This is a genomic window from Pimelobacter simplex, from assembly GCF_900114845.1.
Lineage (GTDB): Bacteria > Actinomycetota > Actinomycetes > Propionibacteriales > Nocardioidaceae > Nocardioides > Nocardioides simplex.
This window is the reverse complement of the sequence record NZ_FOUK01000006.1, coordinates 119,749-133,790: the sequence shown is the minus strand read 5'-3', so window position 1 is coordinate 133,790 and position 14,042 is coordinate 119,749. Positions and strand designations below refer to the sequence as shown.

The following is a 14,042-nucleotide window of genomic DNA, read 5'->3' as shown; positions in this document are numbered from 1 at the left end:
CCGCCGATCGGCCTTGGCGGGGCTTTCTGGCGCGAGCGGGTCGCTCCTTCGTCGCGCCGCGCTGCCGCGCTCGCGGTCGAGGTTCTGCCCGGTCGTTGGTTCTGGGCGGCCAGGCCTCGGCGTCGGCCTTCGCGGGGCTTGCTGGCGCGAGCGCGTCGCGCCGGCTGCCGCGACACGCCGCGCGGACGCACGGCGACCTCCCGAAGGTGCATGATGGCGCTTAGCCGGGGCTTCCGGGTGCCCCGTACGACAGAAGGGGCACGCTCATGCTCTGGACCATCATCGTCACCCTGGTCGGCGGCACCATCATCGGGCTCATCGGCAAGGCCGTGGCTCCGGGGGACCGCACGAAGTTCCCGCTCTGGCTCACCGTGGTGTGCGGCATCGTCGGCATGCTCGTCGGCAGCCTGCTCTACTGGGTGCTGTTCGGGCACAACAACAAGCCGTTCGACGGGCACGAGGCCACGTGGGACAACGCGACCAACGGCATCGACTGGCTGCGGCACCTGTGGCAGATCGCGGTGGCGGCGGTCGCGGTGATCGTGGCGGCGACGTTGACGGGGCGCAGGCGGGCCTGAGGTCGGCGCCCGGACGGCTACGGGTGCGTCATCGAGGTGAGGTCGAGGGCGGCGTCGAGCTGCTCGAGGGTGAGCTCGCCGCGGTCGACGTACCCGAGGGCGAGGACGGTCTCGCGGATGGTGCTGCCGGTGGCGAGCGCCTGCTTGGCGATCGCGGCGGCGGCCTCGTAGCCGATGTGCTTGTTGAGCGGGGTCACCACCGAGGGTGAGGACGCCGCGTAGCGCAGCATCCGCTCGGCGTCGGCGGTGATGCCGTCGACGCAGCGCTCGGCGAGGGTGCGGGAGGCGGCGGCGAGGAGCCGGACCGACTCAAGCACGTTGCGGGCGAGGACGGGCATGGCGACGTTGAGCTCGAAGCTCCCGCTCGCACCGGCCACGGTGACGGCGGCGTCGTTGCCGATCACCTGCATGCAGACCATGAGGGTCGCCTCGGGCAGCACCGGGTTGACCTTGCCGGGCATGATCGACGAGCCGGGCTGCAGGTCGGGGAGGTGGATTTCGGCCAGGCCCGTGGTGGGGCCGGAGCCCATCCAGCGCAGGTCGTTGCAGATCTTGGTCAGGCCGACGGCGATCGTGCGCAGGGCGCCGCTGAGCTCGACCAGCGAGTCGCGGGTGCCCTGGGCCTCGAAGTGGTTGCGGGCCTCGGTGAACTCCTGGCCGGTCGCCTCGCTGAGCGCCTCGATGGCCGCGGCGGCGAAGCCGGGCGGGGTGTTGATGCCGGTGCCGACGGCGGTGCCGCCGAGGGGCAGCTCGCGGACCCGGGGGAGGACGGCGGCGAGCCGCTCGACGCCGTACCGGACGGTGGCGGCGTAGCCGCCGAGCTCCTGGCCGAGGGTGACCGGAGTGGCGTCCATCAGGTGGGTGCGCCCGGACTTCACGAGCCCGGCGAACTCCTGCGCCTTGACCTCGAGGGACGTCGCCAGCTGGGCGAGCGCCGGGACCAGGTCGTCGGTGACGGCCAGGGCCGCGGCGACGTGGATGGCGGTCGGGAACGTGTCGTTGCTCGACTGGCTCGCGTTGACGTGGTCGTTGGGGTGCGCGGTGACGCCGTCGAGGGCGCACAGCGAGGCGATCACCTCGTTGGCGTTCATGTTGGAGCTGGTGCCGGACCCGGTCTGGAAGACGTCGATGGGGAACTGGTCGTCGTACTGACCGTCGGCGACGGCGCGGGCGGCGGTGGTGATCGCGGTGGCGAGCTCGGGGTCGAGGACGCCGAGCGCGACGTTGGCGCTCGCGGCCGCGCCCTTGACGTGGCCGAGGGCGTGGATGAGGGCCGGCTCGATCGGCGTCCCGCTGATGGGGAAGTTCTCGACGGCGCGCTGGGTCTGCGCGCGCCAGAGGGCGTCGGCCGGGACGAGGACCTCGCCCATGGAGTCGTGCTCGGTGCGGAAGCCGTCGGGAGTGCTCACGGGTCCGACGCTACTCGGCCGGGCCAGCCGTCCGCTGCCCCCGCCCGGGGTGCGGTGCTTGAGTTGTTCTAGTACGATGCAAACATGTTGATCCGCGTGGACCCCGCCAGCCCGCTCGGGCTCGCCGAGCAGATCGCCGCCCAGGTCCGGGCCGCGGTGATCGACGGCAGCCTGCGCGGCGGCGACAAGCTCCCCCCGGCCCGCGAGCTCGCGGCCGGGCTCGACGTCAACATGCACACCGTGCTGCGCGCGTACGGCGTGCTGCGCGACGAGGGCATCGTCGAGCTGCGCCGCGGCCGCGGCGCCCACGTGCGCAGCGACCTCGCCGAGCCCGACCGCGAGCGGATCGCGCTGCGGCGCGAGCTGCGTGCGCTGCTCGACCGCGCCGCCCGGATCGGCCTCACCCCCGACCAGCTCGCCGACGAGCTCCGAAAGGCCTCCTCATGAACCTCCGCCTCCGCCAGCTCCTCGCCGCCGTCGCCGTGCTCCAGGCGCCCCTGTGGGCCGCCGGGGTGGCGCTGTGCCTGCGCGGCGACGTCCCCGACCCGGTGCCGACGCACTGGGGGATCGGCGGGGAGGTCGACGGCACGCTCGGGCTGGGTGCCTTCACGACGGCAGTGCTGGCCGTCGTCGTCCTCGCCTCGCTGGTGGCGCTCGGCTGCATCGCCCGCGCGGGACGCGGGACGGCGCTCGCCGGGCTCGGGGCCGCGGGCGCGACCTGGTTCGCCGCCCTCCCCGCCAGCCTGTACGTCGCCACGCTGCTCGCCGCCGAGGGGGCCGCCCGGGCCGACGACGTCCGGCTGCCCGTCGTGAGCATCGTGCTGGCCACGGTGCTGCCGTTCGTCGCCGCCCTCGTCGTGCACCGGCTGCTGCCGGGGACCAGTGGTCCGGGCGCTCCGGTCCCGGTGCCGGCCTCGAGCGTGGCGCTGGCCGACGGCGAGCGCGTGGTGTGGGTCGGCCAGGCCTCGTCGCGGCGGCTGCTCGTCGCCGGGATCGTGCTCGGCCTCGGCACGCTGCCCCTGTGGTTCGCCGTCTGGCCGGCGGCGCTCGCCACCGCGCTGGCCGCCGTCGCCGTGGCGTGGGTGCACGTGGTGACCGCCCGGGTCGACGACGCCGGGGTCGCGGTCTCGTGGGGCCCCGCACAGTGGCCGCGGGTCCGGATCGACCTCGCGGACATCGCGGCGGCCGAGGCCGCCGAGATCGAGCCGCTGCGCTGGGGCGGCTGGGGCTACCGGAGGGCGACGCGCGGGCGGGCCGCCGTCGCGCGCCGCGGGCCGGGCCTGGTGCTCACGCTGCGCGACGGTCAGCAGTTCGCGGCCACCGTCGACCGGCCCGAGGCCGCCGCGGAGCTCGTGAACGCCCTGGTCGGACGGCTCAGTCGAACAGCTCGCTGAGCCAGGACTCGCGCTTACGCTTCTTGTAGTAGCCCTGCTGCTGCGGCGGGTACTGCTGCTGCTGGCGCGGCTCGCGGTAGCTGTCGTACTGCGGCTTCTGCTGCGGCGCGGCCGCGGGCGGCGGCACCTCGGCGGAGCGGTCGATGATCTTGTCGAGCTCGCCGCGGTCGAGCCACACCCCGCGGCACTGGGGGCAGTAGTCGATCTCGATCCCGCTCCGCTCGCTCATCACCAGCGTCGTCTCGTCCACAGGGCAGCGCATGCCTGGTGAACGGACGGCCCCAGCCCGAGGTTCCCGGCTCAGTCGTCCCAGGGAGCGGTGTCGTCCATCTTGCGGTAGTACTTCGCGAGGTGGCTGCGGACGCGGTCGGCGTCCCGGGCCGGGATGTCGACGCCCCCGCGGGCGCCCTGGACCACCCCGGCGGCCGCCATCACGCCGCGCGGGACGGCGACCAGGCGGTCGTCCACCACATCGGCGATCAGCAGCTTGTAGGCCGTGAAGTTGTCCTTGGCGTCGGCGTCGTACCAGACGTGGGCGTCGCGGTATCTCGCGTTGGGCTCGTCCTCGGCGCCCGCCCAGCGCCGGACGCGCTTCTCGGCCGCGTCGCCGTCCCACGCGCGGTCGCGGTCGGCGAGCGGGAGGTCCTGGAACGCGGTGACAGCCATGCCCCGGGCGGTACCCGGGGCCCGAGGGGCTACTCCGCCGAGCGCACCCGGATCCCGGTGATCGGTACGGTGACCGCGCCGCCCGGGTCGGTGAAGAAGTCGTTGCCCTTGTCGTCGACGACGATGAACGCGGGGAAGTCCTCGACCTCGATCTTCCAGACCGCCTCCATGCCGAGCTCGGGGTACTCGATGACCTCCTGGCTCTTGATGCAGTCCTGGGCCAGGCGCGCGGCCGGGCCGCCGATGGAGCCGAGGTAGAAGCCGCCGTGCTCGTTGCAGGCCTCGGTGACCTGCTTCGAGCGGTTGCCCTTGGCGAGCATGACCATCGAGCCGCCGGCGGCCTGGAAGGACTTCACGTAGGAGTCCATCCGGCCGGCGGTGGTGGGGCCGAACGAGCCGGAGGCCATGCCCTCGGGGGTCTTGGCCGGGCCGGCGTAGTAGACGGGGTGGTTCTTGAGGTAGTCGGGCATCTCCTCGCCGGCGTCGAGGCGCTCCTGGATCTTGGCGTGCGCGATGTCGCGGGCGACGACGAGCGGGCCGGTCAGCGAGAGCCGCGTCTTCACCGGGTACGACGACAGCTGGGCGAGGATCTCGCTCATCGGCCGGTTGAGGTCGACCTTGACGACCTCGCCGCCGGAGATGTCCTCGGCGACGCCGGCGTCGGGCATGTACTGGGCGGGGTCGGTCTCGAGCTGCTCGAGGAAGACGCCCTCGGCGGTGATCTTGCCGAGCGCCTGGCGGTCGGCCGAGCAGGACACGGCGATGGCGACGGGGCAGGAGGCGCCGTGGCGGGGGAGCCGGACCACGCGGACGTCGTGGCAGAAGTACTTGCCGCCGAACTGCGCGCCGATGCCGAACGACTGGGTGAGCTTGAAGACCTCCTCCTCGAGCTCGAGGTCGCGGAAGCCGTGCGCGTCCATCGAGCCCTCGGTGGGGAGGTTGTCGAGGTAGTGCGCGCTGGCGTACTTGGCCGTCTTGAGCGCGAACTCGGCCGACGTGCCGCCGATCACCACCGCCAGGTGGTACGGCGGGCAGGCGGCCGTGCCGAGCGAGCGGATCTTCTCGTCGAGGAACTCGAGCATCCGCTTCGGGTTGAGGATGGCCTTCGTCTCCTGGAACAGGAACGACTTGTTGGCCGAGCCGCCGCCCTTGGCCATGAAGAGGAACTTGTACTCGGGCGACTTCCCGTCGGCGCCGGGGGTCGAGTAGAGCTCGATCTGGGCGGGCAGGTTGGAGCCGGTGTTCTTCTCGTCGTACGTCGTCAGCGGCGCGAGCTGGCTGTAGCGCAGGTTGAGCTTGGTGTAGGCGTCGTAGACGCCCTTGCTGATCCACTCGCCGTCGTCGGCGCCGGTGAGCACGCCCTCGGACTTCTTGCCCATCACGATCGCGGTGCCGGTGTCCTGGCACATCGGCAGCACGCCGCCCGCGGAGATGTTGACGTTCTTGAGCAGGTCGAGCGCCACGAAGCGGTCGTTGCCCGACGCCTCGGGGTCGTCGATGATCTTCCGCAGCTGCGCCAGGTGGGCGGGCCGCAGGTAGTGGCTGATGTCGTGCATCGCCTCGGCGGTGAGTCGCTGGATCGCCTCGGGGGAGACCTTGAGGAAGGTCCGGCCGTCGGGGCCCTCGACGGTCTCGACGCCCTCCTTCGTGAGCAACCGGTAGGGCGTGTCGTCCTTGCCGGTGGGGAGGAGGTCGGAGTAACGGAACTCAGCTTCAGCCACGAGACGACAGGATATCCCGCCGGGGAACGCCCGAGGGGCCGGGCCGCCTGTTGGCGACCCGGCCCCTCGGAGGGTGGTACGTGCGGCGTCAGCCGGCAGCCGGGGCGATGGCGGTGTAGGCCACGCCCAGCTCGATGGTCGCTCCGATCGGGAGACCCGCCTGCGCGGTGTCGAGGGTGATCTTCACGGCCGTGATGGCGTTCTGGTAGGCGCCGTTGGTGCTGGTCTGCTGGAGGTTCAGCGCGACCTTGCCGAGCCCGGCGATGTCGAGGATCGTGTTGGGCGAGACGTTGATCGGGATCTTCTGGCCCGCGATCACCAGGTTGACCAGCTCCATGTTCATCGCCGACGTCCACTTGCCGTCCTGCAGCTTGCCGGCGGCGGACACCTTGATGGCGTTGGCCTTGACCAGGCCGCCGAGCAGGTTGATGCCCGCGGTCTGGTTGGTGTTGGTGACCTCGGCGTTGCCGTAGGCGTCCTTCTTGGACGTCGTGGCGGAGCTGATCACGCCGGTGGTGAGGATGCCGGGCACCCGGACACCGAGCGTGGAGTTGGTCAGCGTGCGGCCGTTGCTGGAGCCGACGGGCGTGCCGACCCGGGCGGTCGGGTCGCTGACGACCTGGATGTCGTCGCCGACGTGCGCCTGGATGCGCGTGCCGTAGGCAGTGCCGCCGAGCGAGGCGCCGGAGGACGGCGCGACCTCGGAGAGGTACTGGTTGACCGGGTTGACCAGCAGGGTCACGCCGGCCGAGTAGCCGCCGAGCGGCTTGAGCAGCGTGACGCCGACGGCCCAGGCCATCGTGCCGGCCAGGTCGCCCTCGGGCTGGTCGTACTTGCCGTGCAGCGCGTAGTTGAGCGTGACGCTCGCGACGCCCGGGATGGTGACCGCGTAGTTCTTGGGAATGTTGAGCGGCAGCTTGATGCCGGCGATCTTGATGTTCGCCAGGCGGCTGTTGGCCGTGTAGGACGCCGAGCCGTCGGCGCGACCGGTGGTCGTCACGTTGGTCTCGAGGGCGTCGGCCGAGATGAGGCCGCCGAGGAGGCTGACGTGCGCCGTGCGGGCGAACGACTTCAGCGTGGTCGTCTGGCCGACGAGGGCCTTCTGGACCACCGCGTCGGTCTTGGTCTCGACCGCGCCGACGTCGGCGAGGTTGAGCACCTTGACGGCCGCGGTGCTGTTCTTGGAGGTGCTCGACTTCGCGCCGCCGGTGACCCCGGACTGAGCGGTCAGGTCGGACTGGACGACCCCGTCGAGGACCTTGATGTACGTCGCGCCGGTGCTCGCCGAGTAGGACCAGTAGACCGGGTCGGCAGCGTGGGCAGGTGCCGGTACGGCGACCAGCCCAGCGCCCCCGAGAGCAAAGGCGACAAGAGTGACGAGCTTCCGCACGTTCACGGGACCCCATTCCCATTCGTGTTTTTGACGTTGTGAAGTTAGCCCCCCAAGGAAACCACCGCGCACGCGCTCGTGACGAGTGCGCAAGGGCATTCCGCGCGACAATTTAACGAAGGGTCTGCCCGGAAGTCACGCACGAACCCGAGGCGAGATGGCGGGGCCCGGGCATAGCCGGCCGGGCGGTGCCGTTGTACCGGCGTGCACGTGTACGACGCGGTGGTCATCGGGGCCGGCCAGGCCGGGCTCTCGGCGTCCTTCCACCTCACCCGGCTGGGCCTGGACCACGTCGTCCTCGACGCCAACCCGCAGCCCGGTGGCGCCTGGCAGCACCGCTGGGACTCGCTGTCGATGCACGACGTGCACGGTGTCGCCGACCTGCCCGACGCCGCCGCCCCGGGTGACTCCGGCGCGCGGGCCAACGCGGTGCTGCCGGCCTGGTTCGGCCGCTACGAGAGCGAGCACGGCCTGCCCGTCGTCCGGCCGGTGCGGGTCGACCGGGTCACCGACGGCGACGACGGCCTCCTCGTCGTCCACGCGGGGGAGCGGTCGTGGACCACGCGCACGCTGGTCAACGCGACCGGGACGTGGACCCAGCCGTTCGTGCCGTACTACCCGGGCGCCGAGAGCTTCCGCGGCGAGCAGCTGCACACGGCGGACTACCCCGGGCCCGAGCACTTCGACGGCAAGCGCGTGGTCGTGGTCGGCGGCGGGGCGTCGGCCGTCCAGTTCCTCGGCGAGCTGGGACCGCGCACCGACGTGGTCTGGGTGACCCGCAAGCCGCCCGTGTGGCGCGACCACTTCGACGCGGACGCCGGCCGGCACGCGATCGAGCTCGTCCAGGAGCGGGTGCGCGCGGGCCTGCCGCCGGCGAGCGTGGTGAGCGTGACCGGGCTGGCCCTGCGCCCGCAGGAGCAGGAGGCCGCCCGCCTCGGGGTCTACGAGCGGCGGCGGCCCATGTTCGCGCGGATCGAGCCCGACGGCGTGCGCTGGGCCGACGGCTCGTTCGAGCCCGCCGACGTGATCCTCTGGGCGACGGGCTTCCGCCCCGCCGTCGGCCACCTGGCGCCGCTGCAGCTGCGCAGCGAGCACGGCGGGATCGCCCTGCTGCAGAGCGGCGCCGACGTGCAGACGGCGACGACGGCCGTGCGTGACCCGCGCGTGCAGCTGGTGGGCTACGGGCCCTCGGCCAGCACCATCGGCGGCAACCGGGCCGGACGGGCGGCGGCGGTCGCCGTCCGGCGCTACCTGGCCGAGCACCCCCTGGAGCTCGCCGAGGATCGTGCGCTAGCGTGACGCACGACCACCCACGGGAGTCCGCGGCAGCGGGCTGAGAGGGAGCTGGAGCCGCTCCGACCGTCACACCTGATCCGGATCATGCCGGCGAAGGAACGGACCTGATGAGCGCACGCATCTTCTGCCTGTTGTCCGCCGCGGACGACCTCTCCCTCCTGCCCGCACTGGCGGACGCCGGCATCGACGGCTTCCAGGTGCGGGAGAAGTCCCTGGGCACCGGGGACCTCGTCGCACTGACCCGGTCGGTGCTCGCCGCCGTCCGGCCGCGCGGGTCGACGGTCGTCGTCAACGACCGGCTCGACGTCGCGCTCGCGGCGGGCGCGGACGGCGTCCACCTCGGCGCGAGCGACCTCGCCGTCGCCGACGCCCGACGGCTCGCCCCTGGGCTGCTGGTCGGCGCGACCTGCCGCTCGCGCGACGAGGTCGTGGCGGCGGCGGAGGCGGGGGCCGACTACGCGGGCTTCGGACCCGTGCACGCCACGTCGTCGAAGGACGGCCTGCCCGCCGCACTGGGCGTCGCGGCCGTGACCGCGGCGGCCGGGGTGCTGCCGCTGGTGGCCATCGGCGGCCTGGACGCCGCGCGGGCCGCCGAGGTGCGGGCCGCGGGCGCGCACGGCGTCGCCGTGATCGGCGCGATCTGGCGACATCCCGACCCCCTCGGTGCAGCGAAGGAGCTCGTCGCGGCGGCCGGCTGATGCGCGTCGACGTGCTGGGCGCGGGGATCGTCGGGCTGACGGTCGCCGAGGAGCTCGGCCGGCGCGGGTACGACGTCGCCGTGGTCGACCGCGACCCGGCGAGCGGGGCGTCGTACGCGGCGGCGGGGATGCTGAGCCCCGGCGCCGAGGTGTGGCACGGCGAGGAGGAGATCCTCCGGCTCGGCCTGGCCTCGCTGGCGCTGTGGCCGGCGCTCGCGGAGCGGTTGGGGGTCGCGCTGCGCCGGACCGGCACCCTCCTCGTCGGGTACGACGGCGGTGACCTGCAGCAGGTCGAGCGCCAGGTCGCGCTGCTCGGCCGGCACGGTCACGAGGCGCGCCTGCTGGGCCGTGCAGGCGTCCGCGCTACCGAGCCGGCGCTGGCCCGGGTGGCCGGCGGCGCGCTGCTGCCGGACGAGGCGAGCGTCGACCCGCGTGCCGTCTGCGCCGCGCTGCTCGACCGGGTCGCGCTGCGCGAGGTCCCGCGCCCGGACGCCGCGGTGACGGTGGTGGCAACCGGGGCCGGCCTCCCCGCGCCGTGGACCGGCCTGGTGAGCGGCGTGCGCGGCGAGGTCCTGCGGCTGCGCTCGGACGACCCGCCGCGTCGTACCGTCCGCGGCTGGGTGGGCGGCGAGGCCGTCTACCTCGTCCCGCGTGGCGACGGCCGGGTCGTGCTCGGCGCGACCTCGGAGGCGCACTCCGCGCCGCCGGTGCTCACCGGCGGCGGCGCGCTGCGGCTGCTGGCGTCGGCCCGCGCGCTGTGGCCCGCGCTCGACCGTGCCGAGCTGGTCGAGGGGACCGCCCGCGACCGGCCGGCCACCGCCGACGGCCTGCCGCTGATCGGCCCGAGCGGCGTGGCGGGCGTCGTCCTCGCGGCCGGCCACTACCGCCACGGGGTGCTGCTGGCGCCGCTGACCGCCCGCCTCGTCGCGGACCACCTCGAGACCGGTCACGTCGACCCCGCGGTGGATCCCCGCCGCACGACCGAAGGAGCACGATGACGATCACCTGCACCTGCAACGGAGAGGAGCTGCGCACCGGCGCCGCGTCGGTCGCCGACCTGCTGCGCGAGCGGCTGGGCTCCGCCGCGCCCGACGGCGTCGCGGTCGCGGTCGACGGGGAGGTGGTGCCGCGCTCGGCCTGGGCGGACCGGCCGCTGGCCGACGGCGCCGTCGTCGACGTGGTGACGGCGGTGCAGGGCGGATGAGCGACCTCGTGATCGCCGGCGAGGCGCTGTCGTCCCGGCTCTTCCTCGGCACCGGCGGCCTGCCCAACGTCGCCCTGCTCGGGCCCGTCCTCGACGCCGCCCGCCCGGCACTGGTGACGGTGTCGATGCGGCGGACGTCGTCCCTGGCCGAGGGCGGGCTGCTCGCGGCCCTGCGCACGGCCGGCGCCCGGCTGCTGCCCAACACCGCCGGCTGCCTGTCGGCGCGCGAGGCGGTGCTGACCGCCGAGCTCGCCCGCGAGGCGCTCGGCACCGACTGGGTGAAGCTCGAGGTGGTCGGCGACGAGCACTCGCTGCTGCCCGACACGGTCGAGCTGCTCGACGCCGCCGAGGAGCTGGTCCGGCGCGGCTTCGTCGTGCTGCCCTACACGACCGACGACCCGGTGCTCGCGCGCCGGCTCGTGGACGCCGGCTGCGCCGCGGTGATGCCGCTCGGGTCACCCATCGGGTCGGGGCTGGGCGTGCTCAACCCCCACGCCATCGCGGCCGTGCGGGCCGCGGTCGACGTGCCGGTGGTCCTCGACGCGGGCGTCGGCACGGCCAGCGACGCCGCGCTCGCGATGGAGCTCGGCTGCGACGCGGTCCTCGCCGCCACCGCGGTCACCCGGGCCGACGACCCCGTCGCCATGGCCGCCGCTCTGCGGCTCGGGGTCGAGGCGGGCCTGCTGGCGCGGGCCGCCGGCCGGATCCCCCGACGGACCTCGGCCCGCGCCTCCAGCCCCGTGCTCGGGAGGGTCGGATGAGCCGCCGGCTGGTGGTGCTCACCGACCGCCGCCAGGTCCCCGAGGGCCGGTCGCTGCGCGACGTCCTGGGGGCGGCGGCCGACGCCGGGCTGCGCATCGTGCTGCTGCGCGAGGTGGACCTCCCCGACGACGAGCGCGCCAAGATCGCCGACCACGCCCGGTCCGCGGGCCTGGAGGTGATCGCCGCGCACCGCCCGGTCGCCGGGTGCGTGGGCGTGCACCTGCCGGCCGACGGCGCGCTGCCGGAGGTCGCCACCCGGTGGGGGCGCTCGTGCCACGGCCGGGCCGACCTGCTCCGCGCGGCGGCCGACGGGGCCTGGTGGGCCACGCTGTCGCCGTACGGGGTGACGGAGAGCAAGCCCGGCTACGGGCCGCCGCTGCCTGCCTCTGCCTTCGCCGCGCCCCCGCTGCCCGTCTTCGCGCTCGGGGGGATCACGCCCGAGAACGCCGCAGTGGCGCGGCGATCGGGTGCCTACGGGGTCGCCGTGATGGGTGCGGTCATGCGGGCCGCCGACCCGGCCACCGTGGTCGCCGCGCTGCTGCGCGAGGTGGTCCGGTGAACCCGCCGGTCGTCGTCACGATCGCCGGCACCGACTCCGGCGGTGCCGCCGGGATCGCCGCGGACCTCGCCACGTTCGCCGCCCTCGGCGTGCACGGCGCGTGCGTCGTCACCGCCGTCACCGCGCAGGACACGACCGGCGTGCACGCCGTCCACCCGGTCCCGTACGACGTCGTGGTCGCCCAGCTCGACGCGGTGCTCGACGACCTCGACCCGGTCGCGGTCAAGACCGGGATGCTCGGGACTCCCGAGGTCGTCCGCCTCGTCGCGGAGCGCTGCGCGGGACGGCTCCTCGTCGTCGACCCGGTCATGGTCGCGACGTCGGGCGCCGTGCTGGCGTCGGAGGCCGTGGTCGCCGCGTACCGCGAGCACCTGCTGCCCGTCGCCACCGTCGCCACCCCCAACGAGGAGGAGCACGCGTCGCTCGGCCGGCCGGACGGCCCCGGCGTCATCGTCACCCGCGGCGGCGACGTCCCGACCACCAACGACCACGGCACGGGCTGCACCTACTCGGCCGCGCTCGCCGCCCACCTGGCGCACGGCGCCTCCCTCACGACCGCGGCCGACCGGGCCGCGGCGTACGTCACCCAGCAGCTCGTCGCCGGCAAGGACTGGACCCTCGGCCGCGGCCGAGGACCCGTCGCGCACGTCCACACCACCCCCCACCGAGGAGAGATCGCATGACCGTCCACCCCGCCCACACCCGTGTCCTGACGAGTGACGAGACCGGCGAGCTCGCCGTCCCGTTCACCCGGGTCGCGCTCACCAACGGCGAGACCTTCGACCGCTACTGCACCGAGGGTCCCGGCTCCGACCCCGAGGTGGGGCTGCCCCCGCTGCGCTCCGCGTGGATCGACGGCCGCGGCGACACCACGCCGTACGACGGGCGCGCGCCGCAGCTCGTCGACAACGGCCGCAGCGCGATCCGGCGCGGCGAGGCCCGCGACGAGTGGCGCGGCGAGAAGCGGCAGCCGCGGCGGGGCGCGAACGTGACGCAGATGGCCTACGCCCGTGCCGGGAAGGTGACCGAGGAGATGCGGTACGTCGCCGTCCGCGAGGGCTGCGACGTCGAGCTGGTCCGCAGCGAGGTCGCCGCCGGCCGCGCGATCATCCCGGCCAACGTGAACCACCCCGAGTCCGAGCCGATGATCATCGGCAGGCGGTTCCTGGTGAAGATCAACGCCAACATCGGCAACTCGGCCGTGACGTCGTCCATCGCCGAGGAGGTCGACAAGCTCACCCACGCCATCACCTGGGGCGCGGACACGGTGATGGACCTGTCGACCGGCGAGGACATCCACACCACGCGCGAGTGGATCATCCGCAACTCGCCCGTCCCGATCGGCACGGTGCCGATCTACCAGGCGCTCGAGAAGGTGAACGGGGAGGCGGACCAGCTCTCCTGGGAGGTCTTCCGCGACACCGTGGTCGAGCAGTGCGAGCAGGGTGTCGACTACATGACCATCCACGCCGGCGTTCTGCTGCGCTACGTGCCGCTCACCGCGAACCGGGTGACCGGGATCGTCAGCCGGGGCGGCTCGATCATGGCCGGCTGGTGCCTCGCGCACCACGAGGAGAACTTCCTCTACACGCACTTCGACGAGCTGTGCGAGATCTTCCGCCAGTACGACGTCTCCTTCTCGCTCGGCGACGGCCTCCGGCCCGGCTCCACCGCCGACGCCAACGACGAGGCCCAGCTCTCCGAGCTCCGCACGCTTGCCGAGCTGACCGCGCGCGCCTGGGAGCACGACGTCCAGGTGATGGTCGAGGGCCCCGGCCACGTCCCGCTGCACCTGGTCGAGGAGAACGTCCGCCTCCAGCAGGACTGGTGCCACGGCGCGCCCTTCTACACGCTCGGCCCCCTCGCCACCGACATCGCGCCCGGCTACGACCACATCACCTCGGCCATCGGCGCGGCCACCATCGCCATGCACGGCACCGCGATGCTCTGCTACGTCACCCCCAAGGAGCACCTGGGCCTGCCCAACCGCGACGACGTCAAGACCGGCGTCATCACCTACAAGCTCGCCGCGCACGCGGCCGACGTCGCCAAGGGCCACCCCGGCGCCCGGGACTGGGACGACGCCCTGTCCAAGGCCCGCTTCGAGTTCCGCTGGCGCGACCAGTTCGCCCTCTCCCTCGACCCCGTGACGGCCGAGTCGTTCCACGACGAGACGCTGCCCGCCGAGAACGCCAAGACCGCGCACTTCTGCTCGATGTGCGGCCCGAAGTTCTGCTCGATGCGGATCAGCCAGGACGTCCGGGACCGCTTCGCCACCGACGGGATGGCGCAGAAGTCGGCGGAGTTCGTCGAGCTGGGCGGGACGGTGTACGTGGAGGCGTAGGGGGTGAGCGCGGCGCGGGTT

Annotated in this window: 16 protein-coding genes and 1 riboswitch; of the genes, 11 read left to right on the top strand and 5 right to left on the bottom strand. The window is 73.7% G+C overall.

Translation table 11 applies throughout. The features are described 5' to 3' along the window. The first annotated feature begins 266 nt into the window (after positions 1–266). Positions 267–578: a hypothetical protein gene (locus BM223_RS22785; RefSeq protein WP_038677275.1), complete on the top strand. Its 312-nt coding sequence runs from the start codon at positions 267–269 to the stop codon at positions 576–578. Positions 579–595: 17 nt separating this feature from the next. On the opposite strand, the gene BM223_RS22780 is transcribed toward BM223_RS22785, so the two are convergent. Next, positions 596–1,987, bottom strand: coding sequence for a class II fumarate hydratase (locus BM223_RS22780; RefSeq protein ID WP_038677276.1), 1,392 nt, complete (start codon positions 1,985–1,987; stop codon positions 596–598). Between the two features lie 84 nt (positions 1,988–2,071). Between BM223_RS22780 and BM223_RS22775 the strand changes: the two genes are divergently transcribed. Both BM223_RS22775 and BM223_RS22770 read left to right on the top strand, forming a co-directional pair. Continuing rightward, entirely contained in the window at positions 2,072–2,434 is a 363-nt protein-coding gene (locus BM223_RS22775) for a GntR family transcriptional regulator (protein ID WP_038677277.1), read from the top strand. After that, entirely contained in the window at positions 2,431–3,381 is a 951-nt protein-coding gene (locus BM223_RS22770) for an SdpI family protein (protein ID WP_038677278.1), read from the top strand. Before BM223_RS22775 ends, BM223_RS22770 begins: the two co-directional genes overlap by 4 nt. Here the strand turns inward: BM223_RS22770 and BM223_RS22765 are convergent. The 4 genes from BM223_RS22765 to BM223_RS22750 all read right to left on the bottom strand — a co-directional run bounded on the left by BM223_RS22765 (position 3,362) and on the right by BM223_RS22750 (position 7,164). Continuing rightward, entirely contained in the window at positions 3,362–3,643 is a 282-nt protein-coding gene (locus BM223_RS22765; protein WP_038677280.1) for a TFIIB-type zinc ribbon-containing protein, read from the bottom strand. The genes BM223_RS22770 and BM223_RS22765 overlap by 20 nt on opposite strands. A 38-nt stretch (positions 3,644–3,681) precedes the next feature. Beyond that, positions 3,682–4,047, bottom strand: a complete 366-nt coding sequence (locus tag BM223_RS22760) for a hypothetical protein (protein ID WP_038677281.1) — start codon at positions 4,045–4,047, stop codon at positions 3,682–3,684. Between the two features lie 29 nt (positions 4,048–4,076). Further along, positions 4,077–5,768, bottom strand: coding sequence for a fumarate hydratase (locus tag BM223_RS22755; RefSeq protein ID WP_038677282.1), 1,692 nt, complete (start codon positions 5,766–5,768; stop codon positions 4,077–4,079). An 88-nt stretch (positions 5,769–5,856) separates the two neighbouring features. After that, on the bottom strand, positions 5,857–7,164 hold the full coding sequence (locus tag BM223_RS22750; RefSeq protein ID WP_038677283.1) for a choice-of-anchor P family protein: 1,308 nt from the start codon (positions 7,162–7,164) through the stop codon (positions 5,857–5,859). A 198-nt stretch (positions 7,165–7,362) separates the two neighbouring features. Between BM223_RS22750 and BM223_RS22745 the strand changes: the two genes are divergently transcribed. The 8 genes from BM223_RS22745 to thiC all read left to right on the top strand — a co-directional run bounded on the left by BM223_RS22745 (position 7,363) and on the right by thiC (position 14,021). After that, the gene (locus BM223_RS22745) at positions 7,363–8,457 is read left to right on the top strand and encodes an NAD(P)-binding domain-containing protein (protein WP_052138303.1); all 1,095 of its coding nucleotides are present in this window, start codon (positions 7,363–7,365) and stop codon (positions 8,455–8,457) included. 3 nt (positions 8,458–8,460) lie between these two features. Next, a riboswitch (TPP riboswitch) is annotated at positions 8,461–8,570 on the top strand. After that, on the top strand, positions 8,562–9,152 hold the full coding sequence (thiE, locus tag BM223_RS22740) for a thiamine phosphate synthase (protein WP_038677284.1): 591 nt from the start codon (positions 8,562–8,564) through the stop codon (positions 9,150–9,152). Its footprint overlaps the riboswitch before it by 9 nt. Continuing rightward, positions 9,152–10,150: an FAD-dependent oxidoreductase gene (locus tag BM223_RS22735; protein WP_038677285.1), complete on the top strand. Its 999-nt coding sequence runs from the start codon at positions 9,152–9,154 to the stop codon at positions 10,148–10,150. Before thiE ends, BM223_RS22735 begins: the two co-directional genes overlap by 1 nt. After that, positions 10,147–10,356: a sulfur carrier protein ThiS gene (gene thiS, locus BM223_RS22730; RefSeq protein WP_038677286.1), complete on the top strand. Its 210-nt coding sequence runs from the start codon at positions 10,147–10,149 to the stop codon at positions 10,354–10,356. The genes BM223_RS22735 and thiS overlap by 4 nt, the downstream gene beginning before the upstream one ends. Next, a complete protein-coding gene (locus BM223_RS22725; protein ID WP_038677287.1) occupies positions 10,353–11,117 on the top strand; it encodes a thiazole synthase in 765 nt (254 codons plus the stop codon). The genes thiS and BM223_RS22725 overlap by 4 nt, the downstream gene beginning before the upstream one ends. Next, positions 11,114–11,677: a thiamine phosphate synthase gene (locus BM223_RS22720; RefSeq protein WP_038677289.1), complete on the top strand. Its 564-nt coding sequence runs from the start codon at positions 11,114–11,116 to the stop codon at positions 11,675–11,677. The genes BM223_RS22725 and BM223_RS22720 overlap by 4 nt, the downstream gene beginning before the upstream one ends. Continuing rightward, positions 11,674–12,360: a bifunctional hydroxymethylpyrimidine kinase/phosphomethylpyrimidine kinase gene (locus tag BM223_RS22715; RefSeq protein ID WP_038677290.1), complete on the top strand. Its 687-nt coding sequence runs from the start codon at positions 11,674–11,676 to the stop codon at positions 12,358–12,360. The genes BM223_RS22720 and BM223_RS22715 overlap by 4 nt, the downstream gene beginning before the upstream one ends. Next, positions 12,357–14,021: a phosphomethylpyrimidine synthase ThiC gene (gene thiC / locus BM223_RS22710; RefSeq protein ID WP_038677291.1), complete on the top strand. Its 1,665-nt coding sequence runs from the start codon at positions 12,357–12,359 to the stop codon at positions 14,019–14,021. The genes BM223_RS22715 and thiC overlap by 4 nt, the downstream gene beginning before the upstream one ends. Positions 14,022–14,042 lie beyond the last annotated feature (21 nt).